22 protein-coding genes and 1 other RNA gene are annotated in these 24,166 nt (G+C 71.4%); 14 read left to right on the forward strand and 9 right to left on the reverse strand.

Going from position 1 to position 24,166, the window contains the following annotated elements:
- Nucleotides 1-21: 21 nt before the first annotated feature.
- The 7 genes from ftsX to ETU37_RS08090 all read left to right on the forward strand — a co-directional run bounded on the left by ftsX (nucleotide 22) and on the right by ETU37_RS08090 (nucleotide 6,656).
- Entirely contained in the window at nucleotides 22-942 is a 921-nt protein-coding gene (gene ftsX, locus ETU37_RS08060) for a permease-like cell division protein FtsX (RefSeq protein WP_129986721.1), read from the forward strand.
- Nucleotides 943-1,112: 170 nt separating this feature from the next.
- Complete coding sequence (locus ETU37_RS08065; RefSeq protein WP_129986722.1) at nucleotides 1,113-2,366, forward strand: M23 family metallopeptidase; 1,254 nt, start codon at nucleotides 1,113-1,115, stop codon at nucleotides 2,364-2,366.
- A gap of 51 nt (nucleotides 2,367-2,417) precedes the next feature.
- Nucleotides 2,418-2,897, forward strand: coding sequence for an SsrA-binding protein SmpB (smpB, locus tag ETU37_RS08070; protein ID WP_129986723.1), 480 nt, complete (start codon nucleotides 2,418-2,420; stop codon nucleotides 2,895-2,897).
- Between the two features lie 27 nt (nucleotides 2,898-2,924).
- On the forward strand, nucleotides 2,925-3,830 hold the full coding sequence (locus ETU37_RS08075) for an amidohydrolase family protein (RefSeq protein WP_240755619.1): 906 nt from the start codon (nucleotides 2,925-2,927) through the stop codon (nucleotides 3,828-3,830).
- The gene (locus ETU37_RS08080; RefSeq protein ID WP_129986724.1) at nucleotides 3,827-5,491 is read left to right on the forward strand and encodes a DUF885 domain-containing protein; all 1,665 of its coding nucleotides are present in this window, start codon (nucleotides 3,827-3,829) and stop codon (nucleotides 5,489-5,491) included. The genes ETU37_RS08075 and ETU37_RS08080 overlap by 4 nt, the downstream gene beginning before the upstream one ends.
- An 83-nt stretch (nucleotides 5,492-5,574) precedes the next feature.
- Nucleotides 5,575-5,944: a transfer-messenger RNA gene (gene ssrA / locus ETU37_RS08085) on the forward strand.
- 325 nt (nucleotides 5,945-6,269) lie between these two features.
- Complete coding sequence (locus ETU37_RS08090; protein WP_129986725.1) at nucleotides 6,270-6,656, forward strand: helix-turn-helix domain-containing protein; 387 nt, start codon at nucleotides 6,270-6,272, stop codon at nucleotides 6,654-6,656.
- Nucleotides 6,657-6,775: 119 nt separating this feature from the next.
- Here ETU37_RS08090 and ETU37_RS08095 read toward each other — a convergent pair whose 3' ends face one another.
- Genes ETU37_RS08095 through ETU37_RS08105 form a run of 3 tightly spaced genes read right to left on the reverse strand, consistent with a single transcriptional unit; the run spans nucleotide 6,776 to nucleotide 10,424 of the window.
- Nucleotides 6,776-7,282: a hypothetical protein gene (locus ETU37_RS08095; protein ID WP_129986726.1), complete on the reverse strand. Its 507-nt coding sequence runs from the start codon at nucleotides 7,280-7,282 to the stop codon at nucleotides 6,776-6,778.
- A gap of 50 nt (nucleotides 7,283-7,332) precedes the next feature.
- A complete protein-coding gene (locus tag ETU37_RS08100) occupies nucleotides 7,333-8,928 on the reverse strand; it encodes an MFS transporter (RefSeq protein WP_129986727.1) in 1,596 nt (531 codons plus the stop codon).
- A complete protein-coding gene (locus tag ETU37_RS08105; RefSeq protein WP_129986728.1) occupies nucleotides 8,925-10,424 on the reverse strand; it encodes a DUF2252 domain-containing protein in 1,500 nt (499 codons plus the stop codon). Before ETU37_RS08105 ends, ETU37_RS08100 begins: the two co-directional genes overlap by 4 nt.
- A gap of 198 nt (nucleotides 10,425-10,622) precedes the next feature.
- Here ETU37_RS08105 and ETU37_RS08110 point away from each other — a divergent pair, with 198 nt between their 5' ends.
- The gene (locus ETU37_RS08110) at nucleotides 10,623-12,620 is read left to right on the forward strand and encodes a phage holin family protein (protein ID WP_129986729.1); all 1,998 of its coding nucleotides are present in this window, start codon (nucleotides 10,623-10,625) and stop codon (nucleotides 12,618-12,620) included.
- Between the two features lie 18 nt (nucleotides 12,621-12,638).
- Here the strand turns inward: ETU37_RS08110 and ETU37_RS08115 are convergent, their stop codons facing one another.
- On the reverse strand, nucleotides 12,639-13,478 hold the full coding sequence (locus ETU37_RS08115; protein WP_165372446.1) for a YihY/virulence factor BrkB family protein: 840 nt from the start codon (nucleotides 13,476-13,478) through the stop codon (nucleotides 12,639-12,641).
- 350 nt (nucleotides 13,479-13,828) lie between these two features.
- Between ETU37_RS08115 and ETU37_RS08120 the strand changes: the two genes are divergently transcribed.
- Nucleotides 13,829-14,416 carry a hypothetical protein gene (locus ETU37_RS08120; protein ID WP_129986731.1) on the forward strand — a complete coding sequence of 196 codons (588 nt, stop codon included), beginning with the start codon at nucleotides 13,829-13,831 and terminating at the stop codon, nucleotides 14,414-14,416.
- A gap of 39 nt (nucleotides 14,417-14,455) precedes the next feature.
- Here ETU37_RS08120 and ETU37_RS23630 read toward each other — a convergent pair whose 3' ends face one another.
- Together ETU37_RS23630 and ETU37_RS08130 are read right to left on the reverse strand one after the other, a co-directional pair.
- Nucleotides 14,456-17,161: a LuxR C-terminal-related transcriptional regulator gene (locus ETU37_RS23630; protein ID WP_240755620.1), complete on the reverse strand. Its 2,706-nt coding sequence runs from the start codon at nucleotides 17,159-17,161 to the stop codon at nucleotides 14,456-14,458.
- Between the two features lie 128 nt (nucleotides 17,162-17,289).
- Nucleotides 17,290-17,766, reverse strand: coding sequence for a DUF1269 domain-containing protein (locus ETU37_RS08130; RefSeq protein WP_129986732.1), 477 nt, complete (start codon nucleotides 17,764-17,766; stop codon nucleotides 17,290-17,292).
- Between the two features lie 299 nt (nucleotides 17,767-18,065).
- Here ETU37_RS08130 and ETU37_RS08135 point away from each other — a divergent pair, with 299 nt between their 5' ends.
- A complete protein-coding gene (locus ETU37_RS08135; protein ID WP_129986733.1) occupies nucleotides 18,066-18,266 on the forward strand; it encodes a hypothetical protein in 201 nt (66 codons plus the stop codon).
- A gap of 39 nt (nucleotides 18,267-18,305) precedes the next feature.
- Here ETU37_RS08135 and ETU37_RS08140 read toward each other — a convergent pair whose 3' ends face one another.
- A complete protein-coding gene (locus ETU37_RS08140) occupies nucleotides 18,306-19,082 on the reverse strand; it encodes an MBL fold metallo-hydrolase (protein WP_206053794.1) in 777 nt (258 codons plus the stop codon).
- Between the two features lie 107 nt (nucleotides 19,083-19,189).
- Between ETU37_RS08140 and ETU37_RS08145 the strand changes: the two genes are divergently transcribed.
- Together ETU37_RS08145 and ETU37_RS08150 are read left to right on the forward strand one after the other, a co-directional pair.
- Nucleotides 19,190-19,678: a DUF1269 domain-containing protein gene (locus ETU37_RS08145; protein ID WP_129986735.1), complete on the forward strand. Its 489-nt coding sequence runs from the start codon at nucleotides 19,190-19,192 to the stop codon at nucleotides 19,676-19,678.
- A gap of 68 nt (nucleotides 19,679-19,746) precedes the next feature.
- A complete protein-coding gene (locus ETU37_RS08150; protein ID WP_129986736.1) occupies nucleotides 19,747-20,223 on the forward strand; it encodes a DUF1269 domain-containing protein in 477 nt (158 codons plus the stop codon).
- A gap of 65 nt (nucleotides 20,224-20,288) precedes the next feature.
- Here the strand turns inward: ETU37_RS08150 and ETU37_RS08155 are convergent, their stop codons facing one another.
- Nucleotides 20,289-20,702, reverse strand: coding sequence for a DUF7144 family membrane protein (locus ETU37_RS08155; RefSeq protein WP_129986737.1), 414 nt, complete (start codon nucleotides 20,700-20,702; stop codon nucleotides 20,289-20,291).
- A gap of 224 nt (nucleotides 20,703-20,926) precedes the next feature.
- On the opposite strand from ETU37_RS08155, the gene ETU37_RS08160 reads away from it, so the two are divergent.
- Nucleotides 20,927-21,130 (forward strand): DUF4177 domain-containing protein, encoded by a 204-nt coding sequence (locus ETU37_RS08160; protein ID WP_129986738.1) that lies wholly within the window; start codon nucleotides 20,927-20,929, stop codon nucleotides 21,128-21,130.
- 151 nt (nucleotides 21,131-21,281) lie between these two features.
- Entirely contained in the window at nucleotides 21,282-22,643 is a 1,362-nt protein-coding gene (locus tag ETU37_RS08170; RefSeq protein ID WP_165372447.1) for a hypothetical protein, read from the forward strand.
- Here ETU37_RS08170 and cls read toward each other — a convergent pair.
- A complete protein-coding gene (cls, locus tag ETU37_RS08175; RefSeq protein WP_240755621.1) occupies nucleotides 22,615-24,129 on the reverse strand; it encodes a cardiolipin synthase in 1,515 nt (504 codons plus the stop codon). The genes ETU37_RS08170 and cls overlap by 29 nt on opposite strands.
- Nucleotides 24,130-24,166 lie beyond the last annotated feature (37 nt).

The raw sequence follows: 24,166 nt of genomic DNA on the forward strand, positions 1-24,166 counted from the left end.
GACGACCAGAGGTTCCACTCGATGCAGCTGACGTACGTGTTCTCCGAGCTCGGCAACGGGCTCAGGCGCAACGTGTCCATGACGATCGCCGTGATCGTGACGATCTTCGTCTCCCTCACGCTCGTGGGGATGGGCCTGCTCCTCAACGCCCAGGCGACCAAGGCGGAGCAGTACTGGGGCAGCAAGCTCCAGATCACGGTCTTCCTCTGCAACGAGAACTCCACGACCGCCAACTGCGTCAACGGCGAGGCCACCGACGACCAGAAGGCGACGATCGAGAAGACGCTCGACAGCAACAACGAGGTCGCGTCCTGGCGGCTGCAGTCGAAGCAGGAGGCCTACGACAAGTGGCGTGAGGCGTACGTCGCCGACGACGACACCGAGAGCCGGGTCTACGAGTCGATCCGGCCCTCCGACATGCAGGAGTCCTACTGGGTCCAGCTCAAGGACCCGGAGAAGTTCCTCGGCATCAAGTCGGCCGTCCAGGGCCTGCCCGGCGTCAACACCGTGCGCGACCTCCGCGAGGTGCTCAAGCCGATCTACTTCTGGATGAACGTCATGAAGTGGGGGGCCATCGGCATCGCCGCGTTCCTCGTCGTCGCCGCGATCCTCCAGGTCGGCAACACGATCCGGCTGGCGGCGTTCGCCCGCCGGCGGGAGATCGGCATCATGCGCCTCGTCGGCGCGTCCAGCCTCTACATCCAGCTGCCGTTCCTGATGGAGTCCCTGGTCGCCGCCCTGATCGGGGTCGGGCTCGCCAGCGGCGCCCTCCTGGTCTTCATGGGCGTGGTCATCTACGGCACGCTCCGGCCGACCTCCAACATCGTCGCCTGGGTGGACTGGGGCGACGGTCTCTGGGCCGTCGGCCTCATCGCGCTGCTCGGTCTGGCGCTCACTTTGATCCCGACCCTGGTAATGACCCGGAAATACCTCAAAGTGTGAGGTTCCTCCGTTACCGTCGATCTCGCTCAGGTATCAGCCGCCGGTCCCGATAGTCCTTCCGACGGCAACACGCGAGACAGCAAGGCAGACGACCGGTGGTACGCAACTTCCCCTGCACTACCCGTCGCCCAGTCAGCCGGACGAGGGTCAGGACTGCGGCGGTCGCGCTCGTGTCCCTCGGCATGCTCGCCGGCGCGCTCTCGCTGCCGCCCGCCTACGCCGGGCCGCGCGACAAGGAGCTCAAGCACCAGAAGAACAAGGTCGACGAGAAGGTCCAGGGCGCCGAGACGGACCTCGACCACTCCAGCGCCGCCCTCCAGCAGGCCACCGCGGCGCTCTCCGCCGCCCAGGCCCAGCTCGACACCGCGCAGGCGCACCTCGCCAAGACCCGCGGGGAGCTGGCCGCCGCCGAGGCGCTCGACCGGCAGATGCAGGCCAAGCTCGACGCGGCCATCGCCAAGCTCGAGCGGGCCCGGGCGGACCTCGAGCAGGGCCACGTCAAGGTCGCCGAGCAGGAGCGTGAGCTCGGCCGGCTGGTCGTCGCCAACTACCAGGGCGGCGACCCTGCCCTGATGGGCCTGTCGATGGTGCTCACCAGCCAGGACCCCTCCGAGCTCACCGGCCAGCTCAACTCCGTCCAGAACGTCATGGACAAGGAGGACGCGACCCTCTCGCGCCTCGAGGCGTCCAAGGTCCTGCTCGCGGTCCAGGAGCAGGAGGTCGAGGACGCCAAGGACGAGGTAGCCGTGCAGCGGCAGGCCGCGGCCGAGAACCTCGTCAAGAAGCAGGACCTCGAGAAGCAGGCCGCCGCCGCCGAGCTCCAGGTGCAGAACCTCGTCAGCCTGCGCCAGGAGGCCGAGGACAAGGCCGAGGAGGCCCGCCAGGCCGACCTCGCCACCCTCAAGAGCCTCGAGAAGGAGCAGGACCGGATCGCGGAGATCCTCAAGAAGCGCGCCGAGGCGGCTCGCCGCCGGGCCGCGGCCGCTGCCGCCGCCGCCAACGGCGCCGGCGTGGGCCCGCTGCACTCCAACGGCTACCTCGACTACCCCGTGCCGGGCAGCATCACCTCGCCGTTCGGCTGGCGCCGGCACCCGATCTTCGGCTACCGGTCCCTCCACGACGGCATCGACTTCGGCGTCGGCTGCGGCACCCCGATCCGGGCGCCCGCCGCGGGCCGCGTGCTCCAGGAGTACTTCCAGTCCGCGTGGGGCAACCGGATCATCATCGACCACGGCTTCCACAAGGGAGTCGGGCTGGCGACGATCTCCAACCACCTCAGCGGTTACGCCGTCAACGCGGGCGACTGGGTCGAGCGCGGCCAGGTCATCGGCTTCGTCGGCAACACCGGCTGGTCCACGGGCTGCCACCTGCACTTCACGGTGATGCAGAACGGCTCGCCGGTCGACCCGATGAACTGGCTCTGACCGCCGTACCGGCCCGGTAACCCGGTTGCCGGACCTGGGAGAATCGGGCCCATGGCACGTGAGCAGGGGCAGAAGATGGTGGCGCAGAACAAGAAGGCGCGCCACGACTTCCACATCGAGGACACCTTCGAGGCCGGGCTGGTCCTCGTCGGCACCGAGGTGAAGTCCCTGCGTGCCGGCCGCGCGTCGCTCGTCGACGGCTTCGCCGACATCGAGGGCCACGAGGTCTGGCTGCACGGCGTCCACATCCCGGAGTACACCCAGGGCACCTGGACCAACCACTCCGCCCGCCGCAAGCGCAAGCTGCTGCTCAACCGCGCCGAGATCGACAAGATCGAGCGCCGGGTGAACGAGAAGGGGCTCACGATCGTCCCGCTCGCGCTCTACTTCAAGGACGGGCGCGCCAAGGTGGAGATCGCGCTCGCCCGAGGCAAGAAGTCGTTCGACAAGCGGCACGCCATCGCCGAGCGGCAGGCCAAGCGTGAGACCGAGCAGGCGGTCGGGCGCCGGCTCAAGGGCCACCAGGACTGACCGCGAGCGACCGGATACCGTCGCCCCGTGACGCTCACGGACGCCGACGTCCCCGCCTGGTGGTCCGGTCTGGGTCTGCCCGGGCTGTACGACGCCCACGTGCACTTCCTGCCGCCACCGGTCATGGCGCGGGTGCGCGAGCAGTTCGACGGCGCGGGGCCGCTGATCGGGCGGGAGTGGCCGCTGCGCTACCGCGGCGACGATGACGAGCGCGTCTCCCAGCTGCGCGACCTGGGGGTACGGCGGTTCAGCGCGCTGCCCTACGCCCACCGGCCCGACATCGCGGAGTACCTCAACGGCTGGGCGGCCGGCCTCGCCGACGCCGTCCCCGAGGTGCTTCGGTCGGCGACGTTCTACCCCGAGCCGAGCGCGGGGGAGTACGTCGCGCGGCGCATCGACCAGGGCACCGAGGTGTTCAAGGTGCACGTGCAGGTGGGCGACTTCGACGTGCTCGACCCGCTGCTGCGCGATGTCTGGGGGCGGCTCGAGGACGCCGGCACGCCGGTCGTCATCCATGTCAACGCCGGCCCGGTGGCCACGCCCCGCACCGGCCCGGAGCCGCTGCGCGCGCTGATGGCGGCGTACCCGCGGCTGACGCTGGTGCTCGCCCACATGGGCGCGCCGCACTACGACGAGTTCATGGCGGTGGTCGAGAAGTACGAGCGAGTCCACCTCGACACGACGATGGCGTTCACCGACTTCTGGGAGGAGATGGCGCCGTTCCCCCGCGACCTGCTGCCGCGGCTGCGCGACCTCCAGGCCAAGGTCGTGCTCGGCTCCGACTTCCCGAACATCCCCTACGCGTACGCCCACCAGCTCGAGGCCCTCGCGCGGCTCGGGCTCGGAGACGACTGGCTGCGCGATATCTGCTGGCACAACGGGGTCCGCTTGTTCGAGACTCCCGCTACTGACCTGACGGAAGGATCTGCATGAGCGACCCGCTGACCGACATCGACGCCTTGGCCGACGAGTACTGGGCGCACTACCTCGACACCTACCCGACCGAGGCGCACCTGCTCGGGGACTACGCGAAGGCCGGCCGCTTCGAGCAGGCCTCGCGGGCGGCGGAGGACCGCGAGATCGACGCGCTGCGCGAGTTCGCCCGCCGCGCCGACGCGTTCGACGACGGCGCGCTCGACGAGAAGCAGCGGATCACCCGGGCCGTGCTCGCCGCCGACGCGACCAGCAAGGCCGACTTGCTCGAGGCGCGGCTGGCCGAGATCGCGCCGGCGGACCCGATCTTCGGCATGCAGGTGTCGATGCCGATCGTGACCGGGATGCTCGCCCTGCCGACCGCCGAGGTCGCCGAGGCGCTGGCCGACACGTACCGCGGGGTCGCCGCCCACTACCGCGACCAGGTCGAGCGGCTCCGCGAGGGCAAGGCCCGCGGCTGGCTGCCGGCCGCGTTCGCGGTCGAGGACACCGTCAAGCAGATCGACGCGATCCTCGACTCGCCGGTGTCCGACGACGGCCTGCTGCGCACCACCCCGACGCCCGACGGGTTCGACGCCGACGCCTGGCGCGCCCGGCTCGAGGAGGTCATCTCGTCCGACGTCCGGCCGGCGATGGCCGCCCTGCGCGACGCGCTCCGCGACGAGGTGCTGGCCGACGCCCGACCGGAGGACAAGGTCGGCCTGCGCTGGCTCGAGGGCGGCGACGCGGCGTACGACGCGACGCTCCGCTACTTCACGACCACCACCAAGACCGCCCAGGAGATCCACGACCTCGGGCTCGCCCAGGTCGAGAAGCTCGCCGACGAGTACCGCGCGCTCGGTCCCGAGGTCGTCGGCAGCGACGACCTCGCGACGATCTTCGACGCCATGCGCAACGACCCCAAGCTGCACTTCAGCAACGGGCAGGACCTCGTCGACCAGTCCGAGGTGGCCATGCAGCGGGCGTGGGACGCCATGCCCGACTGGTTCGAGACGCTGCCGCAGGCGCCGTGCGGCGTCGCGGGCACGATGACCGGGCCGAAGGCCTTCTACTTCCCACCCGCCACCGACGGCTCCCGCGGCGGCACGTTCTTCGTCAACATCGACGACCCGGACTCGTGGGGCATCTTCGAGCTGGAGTCGATGGCCTTCCACGAGGGAATCCCCGGCCACCACCTCCAGCTCGCGATCGCCGGGGAGCTCCAAGGTGTGCCGGAGTTCCGCAAGCACATCCACAACTCGGCGTACGCCGAGGGCTGGGGCCTCTACACCGAGCGGCTCTCCGACGAGATGGGGCTGTACTCCGGCCCGGTCGACCGGATGGGCATGTACGCCGCCGACTCGATGCGTGCCTGCCGGCTCGTCGTCGACACCGGCCTGCACGCGCTGGGCTGGAGCCGGCAGCAGGCCATCGACTTCATGGTGGACAACTCGCCGCTGAAGGAGTCGATGTGCCGCCCGGAGATCGACCGCTACATCGTCAGCCCCGGCCAGGCGACGTCGTACATGGTCGGCCGGGTCGAGATCCAGCGGATGCGCGCCGAGGCCGAGGCCCGTCAGGGCGATGGGTTCAGCATCAAGGCGTTCCACTCCGCGGTGCTCGACAACGGCTCGCTGCCGCTCGGCGTCCTCGACGACGTCGTCCGCACGCGGCTGCCCTGAGTCGTCCACGGGGGCCGGGCACGGAATATGCCGTGCCCGGCCTCCGTTGCCACCGGTACAGTGGCAGTGTTGACAACTCAAGAGGGGCTGATCGGTTTCGACTTGGGACGTTGGTCCCAGGGGAAGCGGGTCGAGGATCCACGGTCATCTCGTAAACGATCCGTGGGAACCAATAACTGCCAACGCTAAGCGCAGTTCGTTCGCTCTCGCCGCCTGAGGCGATTAGCGACGGGTCGGTCTGAGGGCGCCTCCGCCTCAGTAGCCGGCCTCATCTAGGAGGCTTGCCGCCCAGCCCGGGCCACGAGGGCTGAGCGGGACACTTTCGTGGCTGAGCCCGTAGGCGACCTGTTCGTGGGAGCGCCTGGGCCGAGAAAAGCGACAGCACGGACTGCACCCGGAGAAGACCTGGTACGGCGCTCGAGGACGCGGGTTCGATTCCCGCCAGCTCCACCGACCGAGGCATGTTCCCGAAAGCCTCTTGAGAGTAGTGCCCGGGACCCGAAAGGGTCTCGGGCACTTCTGTGTCTTGATGCGAAGTCCGGATCCTCATGGTGATCGTCCACCCGTGCGCCCGGATCTACCGGGCTGTGACCGGTTCACGCGCCGAGAGGTCGGACGGGAACCGATTCCGCAGCCGACCCCGCGGGTTCGCGCCGAATTGCGTCGAAGTTCCCGAATCGCCTTTGCGAGACTGAATGGCCGACTTAGAGTTCCGGTTATCGCGCATCAAGGGCGCACGTGAGCGTGAGTGACCTGCTAGATCTGGGGGATCAGTAGCGTGAAGGCTGACTTCGACCCGGCGAACGTTCTGGGCTGTGATCTCGAGCAGGCCCAGTGGCTCATGCGGGGGCACGTGGTGACTCCGGGGGAGGTGGAGGCCGTCGCCCTGGCGTGCTACCGGTGGCGCGTGCATCAGCGTGATCCCAACTCCTACTGGGTGACGGTAGGTCAGGCCGCCGCCATTCTCGGTGTCTCGCGCGACGAGCTCCGCATGATGCTGGCCGAGCGAAGACTGCCCTTCGCTACTCACCGCAGTGGTGTCCGGCTGATGAGGCGGCAGCAGATCCAGGAAGTAGCCAACCGACGCGCAACGTCGAGTCGCGACCCCCACATCTCGGACCTTGTCGGCGGGGTGAGACGACCCCGTTACGCACGACCGCGCTGACCCCGCCGACATCCCCGGCTTCATTTCCCGGGGACCCCACCGACGCAAGCCTCTCGAGGAAGTGCCCGGACCCCCCGTGGGTCCGGGTGCTTCCATGTCACGCCCCGTGTCCGTCCCTCTCAGCTCGAAGGACACCCCAGGCCGGACGCGGTCTCGCCGATGGCGTCCCCGACGGCCTGGATGTGCGGCTCGAGCGCGGCCTTGGCCCGCTGAGGGGTGGCGTCGTGCGGCAACCGCGCCACGGTGTTGGTCAGGCCACGGACGGCGGTGGTCAGCGGCTCGAGGTCGGCCTTCTCGGTCTGCAGCGAGTCCAGGAGGGCGACGGCCTCCTGCTTGAGGGTCGACGCGGCCCCCATCTTCGCGTTGGTGTCTCCGGAGGCGACCGCGTCGACGGCCGACTCGAACGCGTTCTCGAAGCGCGCCAGCGCGTCGCACACGTCCGACGAGCCGCCGCTGCTGCCGCCCTCGCTGCTGCTCTTGAAGGCGTCCCCGCAGCCGCCGACGGCGAGGCCGACACACATGACGACGGCCGCGAGCCGTCGTGCTCTCCACGCATCCAGACCGGCCACGGCGAGCTCCCTTCCCTTGACCAGCAGGATCCCCGCGCCCGGCGGACGGTCCGCCACCTGATCCGGGTGAAAGCCGAGCGGCAGGCCGAGCGGCTCCGAGCAGGCCCTCAGCCCATCAGCATGTCCTCGTGCGAGGACGGCCCGAGGTCGCCCAGGCGTCGCATCCGCAGGGACACCACGAAGCCGATGGCGCCGGCCAGGACGGGCACGAGGATGGCGACCCGCACCGCGACGTCACGGGCCCCGTCGTTGATCTGCACGATCTCGGCGGCCTTCGCCTCCGGGGCGTCGCTGAGCAGCTCCTCGAGCTGGGCCGTGCTCATGATCTGGGCGTCGTCCTCGAGCTTCTGGGCCACCTGGTCCTTCTCCGACGCGCTCAGCACCGTGCTGTCGTTCGCCATCGTGGTGAACGACAGCGAGAGGACGGCGAGCATGATGGCGCCGGCGAAGGCCAGACCGAACGACAACCCGAAGGAGCCGCCGGCCGAGTTCACGCCCGCCGCCTCGCTCACGCGTTCCTCGGAGATGGGCGACAGCGTGTAGTTGTTCAGCTGGGAGACCAGAAGGCCCAGGCCGCAACCGGCGATGACGAGCGGCACGACCAGCGCCCACCCCGAGGTCGCGCGTGGCACGACCGGGATGAGCAGCGCCAGGCCCACGGTCACGAGGAGGAACCCCAGGTTGATGACGCGGCTCGACCGGAGCTCCTTGGCCTTCTTGCCGGCGTAGAGGGCGACGGCGAACATGCTCAGCGACAGGGGCGCGATGGCGAGTCCGGCCAACATCGCGTTGTACCCGAGCACCAGCTGCGTGTAGATCGGCAGCACGATCATCGCGCCGCCGAGGGCGACCTGCTGCAGCAGCTGCGAGGAGATCCCCAGCCGGAAGTGCGGCAGGGAGAAGAGGTCGGGGTCGATCAGTGTCACCTGCCCGTGACGCTTGCGACGGCGGAGCCAGGTCACCAGCAGCGCGAGACCCACCAGGCCGAGGAGCATCAGCGCCGCGACGGACTCGCCGCCCTCCTGCCAGACCAGGATGCTGAGCACGACGCCGCCCATGCCGACGACGGAGAGCACCGCTCCGACGAGGTCGATCTCGCGGGGGCCGGTGTACGGCGCGTCCTTGATCCGGCGCACCCCGGACAGCACGACGACGATGATCACGGCCTCGAGCAGGAACCCCACCCGCCAGGACATGTACGTCGTGATGAAGCCGCCGAGCAGCGGGCCGACCGCGGCCGCGATGGCAGCCGCTGCCCCGACCATCGCGTACACCTGCTTCTGGGCCGAGCCCTCGAAGTTCCCGTGGACGAGGGACTGCATCGCCGGCAGCAGCAGGGAGGCGCCGATGCCGCCGATCACCGCCCAGAAGATGATGACCGCGCGGAGGTCCTGCGCGAGAGTCATCGCGACGGCCCCGGCGCCGTACCCGAGCAGCCCGAGCACGTAGGCGCGGCGTCGACCGAAGAGGTCGCCGATCTTGCTGCCGATGAGGATGAACGCCGCCGACACGAGGGCCTCGAGAGCGATGGTTCCCTGCACCCCGCTCACGGTCGCGTCCAGGTCGCGCACGACGGCCGAGATCGAGACGTTCATCAGCGAGGTGTCGACCACCAGGACGAACATCGCCATCGACAGCAGCACCGCCAGGAGACGGTCGGGCCGCGCCGCCTGCTCGACGGTGTCTCGCTCGGCGGTCTTCATGACTTTCGCCGGCCGTCCCCACCGGCCGGTGCGGTGAGGGGCCGCTCGGCCGTCGCGAGGCGACCCTTGGCGATCGCCTTCGTGAACGCGGCGTGGTCCCGCTCGTTGACGTCCGCGTAGCGTTCCGCGAACTCGGCGACGGCCCGGGTGAACGCCTCGCCCTTCCCGAGGTACGACGAGATGGCGATCGAGTCGCCCGACCGTGCGTGAGCGCGGGCCAGCGTCCAGGCGCAGAGAGCTCCGTAGTGCGCCATGGTGGTGGGATCCATCGTCTCGACGGCGGCCGACCCCTTCATGTCGCGCAGCTGCCGGACGTAGTAGTGCCGCTCGATCGCGTCCACGTCGTCCAGGTGGTTCCAGCCGAGGAAGATGTCGCCCGCCGTCTGCATGAGCCGCTGTCCCGCGACCACGCGCGCGCCGTTGTTCGCCGGTGCTCGTCTCAGGCCCGCCGTGCCGGGGACCGCGTCGGCGAGCACCGAGGCCTGGGCCTCCTTGACCTGCAGGAACAGCGGGTCGCCCTCGTCGCGGCCACGCATCAGCAGGACCCAGCACCTCGTGCCGACGCTGCCCACGCCGACGACCTTGCGTGCGACGTCGAGGAGCTCGAACCGGTCGAGGAGGAAACGACGGTCCGGGGGCAGGCTGCGCCGGTACCGCTTCAGGAAGTCGGTCAGGAACCCGGCGACCTGCCCGGCCTCCAGGTCGTGGGTGAGCTCGCCGAGTGGGACCAGAGCAGGAGGCTCCGCCTTGAAGCGCAGCACACCGCCGTCGAGCTCGGTCAGCTTCGCCATCGCCCGGATCTGGTTGCTGGCGCGGGCCTTCCGCAGCATCCTGTCGACCCGCTTGTTGTCCGCCTTGCCCAGCTGCTTCCGCAGCATCGTCTGCAGCTCGTCGGCGTCGGCCCGGGCGTACCAGACCTCCAGCTCGCCCATGGCCGCGAACTCGGCCGTGGTCTCGGCGTAGCGCCGCACCACGTGCTGGGTGGTGGCACGGGTCTGCTTGCGCGAGAAGCCGTTCCCCCGCCCGGCCACGACGATGCTCGTCGCGAGCCGCTTCACGTCCCACTCCCACGGCCCGGGGAAGGTCTCGTCGAAGTCGTTGATGTCGAACAGCAGCCGGCGCTCGGCGGAGCCGAACAGCCCGAAGTTCGACAGGTGGGCGTCGCCGCAGAGCTGGGTGACCAGGCCGGACGTGGGGGTGGCGGCGAGGTCCTCGGCCATGCCCAGCGCGTTGCCGCGAAAGTAGGCGAACGGCGAGGCCGCCATCCGGGCGTGCCGCAGCGGCACCAGGTCGGGGATCCGCGTGAGTCCCACCCGCTCGGCCAGCGCGGCCGGGTGGGCACGGTCCGGTGCGAGGTCGAGCTGCTCGTGACTTCGGGGAGGCACGACCTTGCGGGCGGCGAGGCCGCGCTCGGCCCGCTCGGCCGACGACAGGTGCACGCCCGTGCGTGCCGCCCGGACGAGGGTGCTTTCGTCGACGTGGCTCGAGAGCGTCATCGGGCAGCCTCCAGGCTCGTCGCCGCCAGGCCTCGAGGCAGCGGTGAGTCCACCGTCGGCAGCGGGGGTGGGCCGGGCCTCCCCCAGAACGGGCGAGCGCGGTGCGACCGCCCCGCTCACCTGTTTCCGGTGATCAGCGTCGCCCCTGCGGACGGGTCCGCTGGCGCCAGGGGGCCGTCCCGGCAGCCAGGAGTGCCCATGACCCGTTCGCGCCGTCTCCACAGCGCCGACGCGGGTCGGTTGCTGCTCACCTGGGCCGGGTCGGCCTTCGCGCTCGCGTTCTCCGCGTGGCTCCTACCCGACCTGGACGCGAGGACGCCGTGGGACTGGGTCCTGGTGTCCGCCGTGTCCGGGGCGGTCGGGTTGCTGCTGCGCCCGGTGCTGACCGAGGTGAGCGCCCGGCTCGGGTGGTTCGCGGTCCTGCTCCTCGCGCTCGTCGGTCAGGCCGTCATCCTGGCGGGCGCGATGCTGCTGGTCCCGGGCGTCGAGTCCACGTTCGCCGCGGCCTTCATCGCCAGCTGGATCTCGGCCGGGGTCGCGACGGCGGTGGGCTGGCTGGCGACCGCCGGCACGGACGACGCGCTGGTCATGACCCTGATGCGGGGCAAGCGGCCCGAGGCGGTCGAGGACCGCTCCGTACCCGGTTTCCTGTTCGTGCAGCTCGACGGTGTGCCGTTCCCCGTCCTGCGGTGGGCGATCCAGTCGGGCGCGGTGCCCACCGTCCGGCGATGGCTGTCCGAGGGGTACGTCCTCCACGAGTGGACCCCCCAGATGCCGTGCACGACGCCGGCCAGCCAGCTGGGCATCCTGCACGGGACGGTGGCCGGGGTGCCGGCCTTCCGCTGGTACGACCGCGAGCTCGGCCGGGTCCTCGTGGCCAACCGACCGGCCGACGCCCGGATCATCGAGGCACGGGCCCGGACCGGCCGGGGCCTGCTGGCGGACGACGGCGTCTCCATCTCGAACCTGTTCACCGGCGACGCCGACCGGTCCTTCCTCACGATGAGCTCGGTGGAGCGGAGCCGGGGCTCCACGGAGCGGCGACGGATGTTCGCGCGCTTCATGGCCTCGCCCAACGGGCTGGCGCGCAGCATGACAAGGACGCTCGTCGAGGTCACGCGGGAACGCTGGCAGGCCCGCCACCAGAGGATCCGGGGGCTGGAGCCGCGCGTGGCCCGTGGCTGGACGTTCGCGCTCCTCCGGGCCGTGACCAACGGGGTGCTCCGGGACCTCAACACCGCCCTGGTCAGCCAGGAGATGCGGCGTGGCGCCCGGTCGATCTACGTCGACTACGTCGACTACGACGAGGTCGCCCACCACGCCGGGGTGTCCCGGCCCGAGTCCCTGGCGGCGCTGGATGCGCTGGACCGGGTGCTCGCGTCCCTGGAGCAGCTGGCCACCCGGGGGGCGCGCGAGTACAAGATCGTCGTGCTGTCCGACCACGGCCAGTCCCAGGGCGAGCCCTTCGCCGAGCGGTACGGGAGCTCGCTGGCGGACGTGTGCGAGTCGCTCATGGCCCAGCAGGTGACCTCGGTCGACGTCCCGGTCGAGGGCCTGGGCCGCGCCCAGGCGGTCACCGGGGAGGTGAGCAAGTCCCGAGGCGTCGGGCGGCTCGCCGCCCGCGCCGACGCCGACCTGGAACGACGTCGCGGCGAGCAGGACCTCGACGCCCCGTCGCCCGTCGTCCTCGGCTCCGGCAACCTCGGGCTCCTGTTCCTCCCGGGGCCGGGCCGCCTGACGCTCCAGGGGTTGGACGAGGCCTGGCCCCGACTGGTCCCGGGACTGGCCGAGCACCCCGGTGTCATGTTCGTCGCGGGGACGGACGACGACGGGACCCCGTGGGCGGTCGGCGGCAACGGCCGTCGCAACCTCGCCACCGACGAGGTGCTGGGCGACGACCCGTTGGCGTCGCTCGACCCCGGCGCCGCGCGGCTGCTGGCCCGGGCCGTCCTCCTGCCGGAGGCGCCGGACCTGTACGTCAACAGCATGTTCGACCCGGAGACCAACGAGGTGGCGCCCTTCGAGGAGCTGGTCGGCGCCCACGGTGGGCTCGGTGGGTGGCAGGACCGGGCCGTGCTCATGGTCCCGGGCGAGCTCGCCCCGCTGCTCCCGGCGAGGATCGTGGGGGCGGACGCGCTGCACGACGCGCTCGTCTCGATGCTGATCCAGGCCGGGCACCGGAAGGACATCGCCTGAGCCGTACGACGCCCGTCGTCACGCAGCCACGTCGGGGCCGGCCGCCTTGCGCCGGAAGGGGCCCCGGTGCACCCGCGCCTCGCCACTCGGTGAGGTCACGTATGCGTGACCGATGATCGCGCAGACGGTGACGATGAGCGCGAACCCGATCAGCCAGGAGGCGACCGTGAGGAACAGGCCCAGCGCACCGAACTGGGCGATGCTGCCGACGACGTAGCGGGGCATCCACAGGTCGGACGTGAGGCTGTAGACCGCCGTGGTGACGCCGGTCAGCACCGCCGCCGGCGCGGTCATCGCCCAGCGGACGCGCCCCACGAGCAGCATGTGGGCCGACCACCACCACACCAGGGTGGCCGTCGTGCCCTGGGTCACCAGCTGCAGCAGAGGTGCGCCGAGCACGCGGTCGAGGATCCGCTCCAGCAGCGAGCTCATCTGAAGGACCGACAACCATCCGGCGAACCACAGCAGGCCGCGCAGGCGCATCAGCAGTCCGCTCTGGTGGGGCAGCCGCCACACGTGCTCGAGCATCCGTTGGATGGCTCCGGCGAAGCTGGTCACCGACAGGAGCGCGATGACGAGACCGACCCACCCGGTGGCCTCGCGGACCGCGTCCGAGCTCAGGGTTGTCCGGACGACCGGTGCGGCGTCCATCCCGGTCGCCGCTTCGAAACGGGCGACGATGACGTCGGCCAGCTCGGGCGGGAGGAACGCCACCAGCACGATCAGCAGCGGGACGAGGCCCAGCAACGCCTGGGCGGCGATGACCACGGAGCGGTCGAAGACCTCGACGGAGGCCAGGTCGGTCAGGAACCTGTGCAGGCCCGGGATCTTGTCGGCCAGGTGCTCGGTCCACTCCACCAGCCGACGAGTGAGGGACCGCTGCGGTGTGCGGTCCCCGTCCTGTCCGCGCGTTCGACTCGGTGCCTCGGCCACCCGCCCTGACCTTTCCGGACGCCTGCCGACCTGGGGTTGGTCGTCCCCGACTCTCGATTCGGCCACTCCCGGGGTCGTCACCCTCTACGGGTGATCCAGCCCCGGCGGGTGCCCCCCACCATGGGCGCGATCAGGCGACTGGAGGCACACCCGTGGACGTGACGAGGGCTGGCTACCCGGCTCCACGGGGAGCGCCACGGCGCTGGGACCTGTGGTCCCTCGCGGCACGCGCGGCCTGCGCGATCGGGCTGGCGGGGGGCGTCCTCGTCTGGTCCGTGACGGGTGTGGTCGGAACCGCGCTGTCGCTCGTGGTGCTCTGCTGGTGGCTCCTGCTCATCGTCGGCGTCAAGGGGCGACGCCGGGGCCGGCTCGCGCGACGGGCGGGCCTCGGGATCGCCGGCTCCGCCGGCCTCGTCGCCTCGGGTGGCGTCGCCGGGTTCGTCCTGCTGCTCCTGGTCGTGGTGTCGTCGCCGTTCGTCAGGTTCCTCGGCCGCAGCAGCCGCGGGGAGGCGATCGAGAGCGAGACCCTCGACGACCGCCGGCCCGCGCCCCCGGTGAGGCGCAGCGGCGGCCGGACCGATGTGGAGACGCGCTCCGCGGCCGGTCGGCTCGCGGAGCTGCGCAGCCGGCTGCCCCGGTCGGACCGGCTCGTCGAGCTGGACGACTCGGAGCTCTGTCTCGCGTGGCGGCAGAGCTTCGTCTCCCTCAGCGCCACCCGGGACGCCCGGAGCGTCCTCGAGCTGGTCGAGCTGAGGGGGCAGTACCTGGACGAGCTGACCCGCAGGCACCCCACCGAGATCGCCCGGTGGCTGGCCTCGGGTGCGCGGGCCGCGGGTAACCCGATGCGGTTCCTCGCGAGCTGACCACCATCGTCAGCGACCGTCGGGACGCCGTCGGAGGAGTCAGAGCAGCTGCAGCGTCCGGGCCACCGCCAGGGCGTCGCTGCGCCGGCTGACGGCCAGCTTGGCGTAGAGGCTCGAGACGTGGGTCTTGACGGTGTTCTCGCTGACGTACAGGTGGGCCGCGATGTCGGCATACGTGGCGCCGCGGGCCAGCTGGCGGAGCACGTCTCGCTCCCGGGGGCTCAGTGACGGGCGGAGGACGCCGTCGGGGACCTGCGCCCGCTCCTGCGGCGTCGGGGTGAGCGGCTCGGCCGCGGCCATGATGCCGCCGGGGTGCCGCGCCGTCTCGGACGCCAGGTGACGTGCCCAGGGAGTGCCCAGCTGCCGAGCGTGCTGCTGGAACAGTGCCGCGACCGGGGTGCCGTGCGTGCTCCACCCGAGGAACGGCACGGCGTTCCGGCGTGCCTCGGTGGCGGTCACGGCGGCCATCAGGTGCGTCATAGCCTCGTCGGCCCGGCCCTGGGCGTCCGACAGCTGCGCCAGGCACACCTGGCCCATGGCGCTGACCGGGGGCTGGGCGTTCTTCGCGTCGGCAGCGACCTCGGCGTAGTGGCTCATCGCCGTCCGGACGTCGTCGGCGCCGTCGGCGCGCAGGCCGGCGACCAAGGTGGCCTCGGCCGCTGCTCCCAGCCCGGTCAGCACGAGCTCGAGCTCGCCGAGGCGGCGCCAGTCGGAGGCCAGCACGCACTGGAGGGCCTGCTCGAACGCGACGAGCCGGGCGACGGGTGGGGGGAGCGACTCCAGGGGGGTGCCGCTCAGCAGTGCCTGCTCGGCCTGGGCGACCGCCCCGCGCAGCAGTCGCGACCTCGCCCTCAGCAGCCGGGCGAGACCGGCGACGACCGGGTCCTCCGGGACGGCGACCTGCGCGGCGGTGTCCTCCTCGGCGGCGGCGCCCCTCCCCTCCGCCAGGACCCGCTGCACCACGGCCAGGCCCCGTGCCACGTCCACCGCCAGCCGCACCTCGTTGGTTCCGCGTCGGCGGCGGCTCACCCGGAGCTCGCGCGAGACACCCTCCGCCAGGTCGAGGCAGGCGTGCTCACGCCCGAGCAGGAACTGGGTGAGCGCGAGCTGGGCACCGGCGGCCAGTGACAGCGCGGACGGCCCCTGCTCGCTCAGGTCGGCAGCGACGGCGGCCAGGTGGCGCTGTGCTCCGCCGACGTGCCCGAGGCGGAGGTGGCCGGCGCCGGTCAGGTAGACGACCAGGTCCCGGAGGGCCCGGGCGTCGGCCTGGTGCTCGGCGGGGGCGAGCAGCGCGGTCTCCGCGAGGACCACCGCCTCGGCGAGGTCGCCCTCACCGGTGCGTGCCAGCAGCAGGCGGGCGCAGGCCACGGGGAGCAAGGACGCGGACCCGGCGCTGCGGGGGGTTCCGGGCTCATCGACGTTCGCGGCCGCCCAGGAGAGGTAGCGGTGGAGCCATGGTGCCGCCGCCTTGCTGTCACCAGCCCACCATCGTTCCAGGGCGACCGGCAGGAACGCCGGCGGCACCTTGTCCACCGTGGCCGCGCGTCTGGTCAGGAAGCCGCGGAGACCGACCAGCGCACCACGCTCGGCGAGGTCGATCCCGTGGGAGGCGAGCAGCCCGACCACGTCGGTCGTGCAGTCGAGCGCGGACAGCCGGCGGAAGGCATCCGCCACGTCGCCCTGCGCGACGTCGGAGGTGACCGCCCGACGCACCGAGGCGCTCGCGCGGACCACGTCGACCCCTCCTGCGCGGATCCGCCGCTGGATCACCTCGCGCAGCAACGCGTGGATGGAGACCGTGCTCTCCGGGTCGCCCCTGCGGGACGGGAAGGGACCGTCCCGCTGCTCGTGCCGCGTGACGAGGAGCCCGGTCGACTCGAGTTCGTCGAGGGCCTGGTCGGCGCCGGGGTCCTGGGTCAGGTGCCGTGCGGTGGCGGCCGACACCTGCGGCTCGCCGGCCACGCACAGGAGCAGGTGCCTCTGGCGCGAGGTCAGCGAGGCGAAGGCCTCGTCGAGGACGCGGTCGCCCACGGGCAGGGCCTGGTGGAGCATGCGTCGTGCCGCCCCGACGGGGTCCCGGTCGGCCCGGACCGCCTTGGCGGCCAGCACGGCGATCGCGCACCACCCGTCGGCGAGCTCGCCGACGGCCTCCACCACCTCGGGCGAGTCGGTGCGCGCGTGCTCCCGGACCAGTGCCGCGAGCTCGGGGGGCGTCAGCCGGAGCGCGCCGCCACGGAGGACCGCGAGATGACCGAGCAGCTCGGGGACGAGACGGCTCAGGGGCAGGTCCCAGCGCGCCAGGAGGAGCACGTGCAGGCTGCCCGGGTCCGTGGTCAGCAGGTGGTCGATGAGGCTCACGGCGTCGGGGGACAGGCGGTGGGCGTCGTCGAGGACCAGCAGCCCTTCGGGCCGGCCGGGGCTGCCGGTGGCCATCAGGGACGACACGGCCTCGGCATCCAGGTCCGGCGTGACGGTCACCCAGACCGTGGACTCGCCGATACCCCGGCTCTGGATCCAGCCGGCAGTGCCGAGTGTCTTGCCCGCGCCGGCCGGTGCGACCACCATCGTGAGCGGGCCTGACGTGGCGGCGTCGAGGCGGCTCCAGAGGTCCTCGCGAGGAACCAACGTCCGGGGGAGGATCGGGAACCGTGCCCGGACCTGTCGTGGCAGGCGAGAGTCACCCGGGCCCGTCCTGCGGAGCCACGGCTCGACCTTCACCTCGTCGTACTCGTCGATGGCACCCACCCGCGTCCTAGATCGGTGCAGCAGCAGTCTTCGACGGTAGATCGGTTGTGAGACTGGTCAAGGCCGCAACTGGACATACCGCCCTGGTTTCTACAAGTTGACCCGAACGGACCATGAGAAAGGGGTCTTTACGGGCTGTCGATTCCCAGGCCCAGTCCGTGCTCCAGCCCGATGGTCACCAGGTCGGGGTGGTCGGGCTGGTCGAGGTCGGTGCGCAACCACTCGAGGGCGTCGTCCTCGCAGAGCACGAGCAGGGCGGACGTGCCGGGCACGAGGCGGTCGCGCATCTTGTTGGTGAACGTCTCGTCGACGCCGATGCCGGTCAGAGCGGCGGCCTGCTCGTGGTGGCTGTCGCCGACCGCGGCCTGCAGCAGGGGTACGGCGTACGTCACCCCGACGACGAGGTCGAGCAGCTCCGGCTGGCGCATCTCGCCGGCCGGCGACGCCGCGACCGTGGTCTGCGGCGACCGAGCCGAGGACGTCCAACCCACCACCAGGGCGTCCACCACCCGCACGCGCCCACGAGCGATCAGGTCGCGCAGCACAGCGGCCGAGTGCGAGGCGCCCTCGTACGTGCTGAACGTCCAGGCCGACAGGGCGGTCATGTCGGCTCGCGCTCGTGTCCACTCATGAGCCGAGCATGGTCGTCGACATGACCTGCTGCGCTCACCTGATGCGGGTGACCGCCGAACACGACGACGTCGTCCGCCGTCGCACGAGGGGCGAGAAAAGGACCGGAACGCCCTCGCCCGTTTCGCGTGACCCGCGTGCGATGCGAGGTTGCCTACTCTCGCGGGACAGCAGGACGGAATCGAGACGCCAGCCGAGTGCGCCGTCGAGCAGCCGAAGCCGCTCGCCGGCTGTGCGCCTGACGCACACGGGTTTTCTGGAGGCGCGGACGAAGATGACCAGGACGATGATCCGGGTGGATGCCGACATGTCGCAGGACATCACCGAGAAGTTTCCGCACCTGCAGCTGCGAAAGCACAGCGCTCAGACCACCTTGAGTGGCGACATCGAGGACCAGGAAGAGCTGCAGGGCGTCCTCAACTACCTGAGCCTGATGGGCGTCACCGTCGTGGAGGTCGTCACCATCCCGGAGTGACCGGCCCGTGGGCCGAACCCCGGGGCCGCTGGGCGCCCTTCACGGCACGGGACCGTCGGCGAGGGGCACGTGCGCACTCCCGCCAGGCGCCAGCGTCAGGACCCGGCAGTCGGGGGCGGTGCGGCGCACCGCCTCGCGGAACGCGGGCGCGGCGTCGTCCATCCAGCTGCCGAAGCGTTGCGCGACGGGGAAGTGCAACGTGCCCCAGTGCACGGGCACTGCACACCGCACTCGCGCCAGGGCACACGCGGTGGCGGCCTCCTCGGGCCCGAGGTGCCCCGCGGGAAGTCGCGGTCCCCAGCCACCGATGGGCACGAGCGCCAGGTCGATGGACGTGGCGTCGGCCAGGTCGGGCAGGGTCGCCATGCCGGCGTGCAGGCCCGTGTCGCCGGCGAACCAGATCGTGCCGTGCGGGGTCGTGACCAGGTGCCCGTTCGCGTCGTTCGGCCGGTGCGGCATGGGCCTCGTGTGGTGCACGGCATCGACGAGCCGCACGCGCACGCCGTCGCCCGCGTCGTACCACTCGTCGTGGAGACCTACGCCGCGCAGGCCCTTGCGGCGCAGCCATCGCGCGTTGGCCGGCCCGGTGAGCACCGGCACGTCGGGCAGCCGCCGCAGCGACCCGAGCTCGGCGTGGTCGTGGTGGAGGTGGGACAGGAGCACGACGTCCGTGCCGGCCCATGCTGCTGCGGCCGGGGTCGGACCGCGACGTCGGAGGGGCCCGTTGTGGCGGGCCAGCAGGGGGTCGGTGACCAGACGCCGACCGGCGACGTCGAGCACGATCGTGGAGTGGCCCAGCCAGGTCACGGTCACCACGTCGACAGCGCAGCGTGCCACCGCCTCCCCGACCTCGCCCGCTTCGGGCGAGGGGCTGCCGCTCCGGCGTTCGTACGGTGAGCGGCACGTCGGCCGAGGAGGCACCCATGACCGCATTCACCGTGTGGAAGTTCGACGACGCCAAGGGCGCGGGCCACGCGGCGGTGATGCTCAGGGAGGCGGCGAACGACGGTGTCGTGAAGATCGTCGACCACGCCGTGGTGTCCTGGCCGGTCGGCGCCAAGAAGCCCACCGTGGAGCAGGGGCACGAGGAGGCGATCCGCGGAGCCGGCTGGGGTGCGTTCTGGGGCCTCCTGTTCGGCGCCCTGTTCATGGTGCCCCTGCTCGGTGCGGCCGCGGGCGCCGCCATGGCCGGGCTCGGCCACATGACCCAGGGCGTCGGGATCAGCAAGGAGCAGCTGGAGCAGCTGCGCAGCGAGATCACCGAGGGCACCTCGGCCCTGTTCGCCGTGACCGAGGAGGGGAACCTCGACCGGCTCGGCGAGCGGTTCCGTGGCGTCCACTCACGGCTGATCGACACCAACCTCACCCCGGCCGAGCGCGAGATGCTGCTCGAGGCCATGGGCCAGAGCTGACCGTGCGGCGAACCGCGTCGGGGGGCCGAGGGGCTGCCCGACGCGCGACCAGGAGCCATGGGAGACCGATGTCGAAGCTGACCGCTCCGGACCACGGCGGGTCGACGTTCGTCGCCTGGGTGTTCCCCACGCCGCTGGCGGTCGATGCGGCCGAGCTGCGGGTCAAGGGCCTGGAGCAGCAGCACCGGCTGTCGGTCAAGGAGCGGGCGACCGTCATGTGGCTGCAGGGGGAGAAGCAGCCGAAGATCGTGCGCCACTCCTCGGGCGGGCATGCCGTCGGCAAGGGCGCGTTGTGGGGCGGGATCCTCGGCACCATCGTCGGCGGCCCCGTCGGCGGTGCCGCCGTCGGGGCGGCCGTGGCCGGCTCGGCTTCCAGGCTGCGTCGAGCGCACCTGCCCGCCGACGTCCTCGCCAGCGTGCGCGACGAGATGCGGCCCGGGCGGTCGGCGCTCCTGGTGCTGGTGGACAGCCCCGACGAGGATCTCCTCACCGTCGTGGCCGGTCAGGAGACGGGCGTGACGGTGCTGCGGGCCGAGCTCGCCTGACGACGACGCCAGAGTGCCCCCACCTCACGAGGTGGGGGCACTGTCGTCCCGGAGTGTGTGCGTCGTCAGCGGTTCTTCAGCTGCGCGGTCAGCGCCCAGATCAGGGCGATGTCGAAGGCGATGATCACGATCGCCCACAGGGGGTAGTAGGGGAGGAAGACGAAGTTCGACAGGGCCGAGAGCATCGCCAGGGCGATGCCGGCCACCATCGCCCAGCTCTGCCGGAGGAACAGCGCGACGCCGATGGCGATCGCGAGGAGCCCGATGATGAGGTACGTCCATCCCCAGGCTGTGATGTCGAACTTGAACGTGTAGTTCGGGGTCGTCACGAAGAACTCGTCGTCGAACAGAGCGGCCAGTCCGGCCACGCACTGGAACAGGCCGATGGTCACGAGCATGGCTGCCGCAAAGATGGTCATTCCGTAGGCGAACGCGCCCTTCGTCGAGTCCTCGAAGGCACGTTGCGGGGTGGTCGTCATCGCGGAACCCTTCAGTGTCGGGAGAGGTGGATCCCTCCGGGTGACCCGACGGTGGCACCGACCGAGACGTCCTCCTTCACCCGATCCGGGCCAAGAACCTCAGGGGGCGGACGCGTGCGAGACCGGTCCGTTCCCCTGGATCGGGCGAGGTGCCGGACAGGCCCCGCGTCGGACCGTCCGTACGGCGAGCGTCATCCCGCCAGTCGATCACGAGGAGCGGCGACATGGGTTATGCGTACAAGGTGGTCGAGCTTCGCGAGAAGCTCATGGGCGGCAAGCTGTCCGGCGAGAAGCTGGAGCGGGTCCTCAACGAGCACGCCGCCGGGGGATGGCAGCTGCGCGCCATCACGGCGGCCGACATCAAGGGTCGGGTCGGGCCCGGTTCGGTCGAGGGCCTGCTGGTCACGTTCGAGCGGCAGACCCCCTGACTCCTGACCCCTGACTGCCGGCGGTCGACCCACGCACACCAGGGCCGCGGCCCCGGTTGCTTTCGTGCCTCACCCGATGCGGGTGACGGTCGTTGCCTCGTCACGATCCCAGGCTGGACCGGACAGCAGCAGCCGACGGAGGTGTGGGCGGATGACCGTGCCCGATCAGCGTGTCGCTCAGGAAACCGAGCTGGAGAACCTTCGCGCGGAGGTGGCGCGGCTGCAGACCGCGCTGGACGCGGCGCCCGCTCAGCCCGCCCTACCGCCGCCCCCGCCCGAGAAGGGCGGCACGCTGCGCTGGGTCGGCGTCGGCGTGCTGCTCGCCCTCGTCGCGCTGCTGGCACCGACGGCCATCGTGGCCACCTGGGTCCATGACGAGATCGCGGACACCGACCGCTACGTCGAGACCGTCACGCCCCTGGCCGCCGACCCGGCGGTGCAGAACGCCGTGACCACGCGGGTCACCGACGCGATCTTCACGCGCTTGGACGTCCAGGCGGTCACGCAGGACGCCGTCAACGCCCTCGCCGACCAGGGGCTGCCGCCCCGCGCGACGGCGAGCCTGTCGGCACTCGTGACGCCCCTGGTCAACGGGATCCACGGGTTCGTCGAGGACGCGGTCGGGAAGATCATCCGCTCCGACCAGTTCCAGGAGGCCTGGGTCGCGGCCAACCGTGAGGCGCACGCGCAGATGGTCGCCGTCCTGACCGGCAAGACCGGAGGGGCGATCCAGGTCGAGGGCAACACGGTCAGCGTGAACCTCGCCGCCGTCATCGACGCGGTCAAGACCCGCCTCCAGGACGCAGGCTTCGCGCTCGCCGACAAGATCCCCGAGGTGAACGCGCAGTTCACCATCATGCAGTCGGCCGACATCACCAAGGCACAGACCGCGTTCCGGACGCTGAGCGCGCTGGCCCGGGCTCTCCCGATCGTGGCCCTCCTCCTGCTCGCGGCCGCAGTGGCGCTCGCACCCTCCCGCCGCAAGGCGCTGGTCATCGGAGCCTTCGTGGTCGCGGCGTCGATGGTCCTCCTCGGTGCGGCGCTCAACGCGTTCCGCATCATCTACCTCGACGCCGTACCGCCGGACCGGGTCCCGCCCGCGGCGGCCGCGGCGATCTACGACCAGCTCGTGGGGTTCATCCGGCTCAACCTGCGCGCCGTCCTCGTCGTGTTCCTCGCGGTCGCGCTGATCGCGTGGCTGACCGGCCCCTGGGCTCCGGCACTCGCGGTCCGTCGTGCGACCGGACGTGCCGTCGACACGGTGCGCCACGGCGGGGAGCGGGCCGGCCTGAACACCGGGGCCTTCGGCGTCGCCCTCTACAACATGCGCACCCCGCTGCGGGCGGGCGTGCTCGGCATCGCGGTCCTGGTCTACGTGATGGCGGCCCACCCGACGGGCGCCTTCGCCCTCACGGTGCTCCTCGTGGCCGGGTTGGTGATCCTGCTGATCGAGCTGCTGGCGCGTCCCCCGGCCGCCGACGACGTCACTGGAGCGCAGCCGTCAGGCGCATGACGTTGTCGACGTAGCGGGCGCCTCGGGTGCGGCCGCTCCACTCCGCGTGGGTCAGCTCGGACGAGACGGCGCGGTAGGCGTCCTCGACGGCGCGCATCCGCTTGACCACCTCGGGCCCGAGGAGCATCAGGCTGACCTCGTAGTTGAGCGCGAACGAGCGCATGTCCATGTTGCTCGATCCCACGACCGCCACGTCGTCGTCGATCGTGAAGTGCTTGGAGTGCAGCACGTACGGCGCCGGGTAGCGGAAGATGCGCACGCCGGCCTCGAGCAGCGCCTCGTAGTAGGAGCGCTGCGCGTGGTAGACCATGAACTGGTCGCCGACGGCGCTGACGAACAGCTCGACCGACACGCCCCGTTGCGCCGCGGTCGTCACGGCGTACAGCAGCGACTCGTCGGGCACGAAGTAGGGACTCGTCAGGGAGATCCGCTGCTGGGCGGAGTAGAGCAGCGTGGTGAACAGCCGCAGGTTGTTCTCCATGGGGAAGCCAGGTCCGCTCGGCACGACCTGGCAGACCACGTCGCCCACCGAGCTCCCGGTGCCGTCGAGCACCGGTGTCAGGGTGTCGCCGCTGACCTCGATCACCTCGTCGGTCTCGCTGTACCAGTCGGTGCGGAAGACGGCGTCCAGAGCCGTCACCGCGGGGCCCTCGACGCGGACCGCGAGGTCCACCCACGCCCGGCCGGCCTTCCGGTTCTTCGGCTTGTCGTACGTCGCCTCGATCAGGTTCTGCGATCCCGCGAACGCGACGCGCCCGTCGACGACGAGGATCTTGCGGTGGTTGCGCAGGTCGGGCCGCCGCATCCGCCCGTGCAGGGGGTCGATGGGCATCATCGGCCGCCACTCGATGCGGGTGCTGTCCAGCCGCCGGACGGTCTCCTTGTACGTCGGGATGCCGCGCGAGCCGAGGTGGTCGAGCAGCAGCCGCACCCGGACGCCGCGCTCCGTCGCCTGGACCAGCGCGTCGAAGAACGGGTCGGTCACCTCGTCCCAAGCGGTGATGTAGAACTCCACGTGCACGTAGTCGGTCGCTGCGTGCACCGCGTCCGCCATCGTCAGGATGGCGGCCTGGTAGTCGGGGAGGAAGTCGACCGCGTTGCCCCCGACGGCCGGGAGCGCGCCCAGGTGGCGGTTGAGCCGCGCCGCCGACGCGACGTACGCCAGCCGGGGGGTGTCCTCGTGGAGCTCGGCCACGGCCGCCGTCCGCTCCTGGATCCGCTCGTTGACGTGCAGCTGCTTGAGGTGCCGGCGCCGCTCGACATGGGTGCTGCCCAGGAGCAGGAAGAGGAGGAACCCGACATAGGGGGTGGCGAGGATCAGGAGGAGCCAGGCCATCCCGGTGGACGGCCTGCGCCCGCCCGGGATGACGCAGAGCGCCGCGACGCAGATCGTGACGTGCACGAGCACCGCGAGCGTGGAGAGCGCGGCGACCAGCCCGCCGGGCCAGCTGATGGCGAGGACGGCGCCGGGATGGATGGGGACCAAGGCTGCGCGCACCTCCGACAGAGCTCGACGAGGGCCC

This window comes from Nocardioides iriomotensis (assembly GCF_004168035.1).
In the GTDB taxonomy this organism is placed as follows: domain Bacteria; phylum Actinomycetota; class Actinomycetes; order Propionibacteriales; family Nocardioidaceae; genus Nocardioides_B; species Nocardioides_B iriomotensis.

Bases quoted from the DNA above. Each gene is read 5' to 3' on its own strand.
- ftsX (WP_129986721.1), top strand. From the start codon at position 22: ATGCAGCTGACGTACGTGTTCTCCGAGCTCGGCAACGGGCTCAGGCGC.
- smpB (WP_129986723.1), top strand. From the start codon at position 2,418: ATGGCACGTGAGCAGGGGCAGAAGATGGTGGCGCAGAACAAGAAGGCG.
- ETU37_RS08080 (WP_129986724.1), top strand. From the start codon at position 3,827: ATGAGCGACCCGCTGACCGACATCGACGCCTTGGCCGACGAGTACTGG.
- ETU37_RS08100 (WP_129986727.1), bottom strand. From the start codon at position 8,928: ATGAAGACCGCCGAGCGAGACACCGTCGAGCAGGCGGCGCGGCCCGAC.
- ETU37_RS08105 (WP_129986728.1), bottom strand. From the start codon at position 10,424: ATGACGCTCTCGAGCCACGTCGACGAAAGCACCCTCGTCCGGGCGGCA.
- ETU37_RS08110 (WP_129986729.1), top strand. From the start codon at position 10,623: ATGACCCGTTCGCGCCGTCTCCACAGCGCCGACGCGGGTCGGTTGCTG.
- ETU37_RS08130 (WP_129986732.1), bottom strand. From the start codon at position 17,766: ATGACCGCCCTGTCGGCCTGGACGTTCAGCACGTACGAGGGCGCCTCG.
- ETU37_RS08135 (WP_129986733.1), top strand. From the start codon at position 18,066: ATGACCAGGACGATGATCCGGGTGGATGCCGACATGTCGCAGGACATC.
- ETU37_RS08145 (WP_129986735.1), top strand. From the start codon at position 19,190: ATGACCGCATTCACCGTGTGGAAGTTCGACGACGCCAAGGGCGCGGGC.
- ETU37_RS08150 (WP_129986736.1), top strand. From the start codon at position 19,747: ATGTCGAAGCTGACCGCTCCGGACCACGGCGGGTCGACGTTCGTCGCC.
- ETU37_RS08155 (WP_129986737.1), bottom strand. From the start codon at position 20,702: ATGACGACCACCCCGCAACGTGCCTTCGAGGACTCGACGAAGGGCGCG.
- ETU37_RS08160 (WP_129986738.1), top strand. From the start codon at position 20,927: ATGGGTTATGCGTACAAGGTGGTCGAGCTTCGCGAGAAGCTCATGGGC.
- ETU37_RS08170 (WP_165372447.1), top strand. From the start codon at position 21,282: ATGACCGTGCCCGATCAGCGTGTCGCTCAGGAAACCGAGCTGGAGAAC.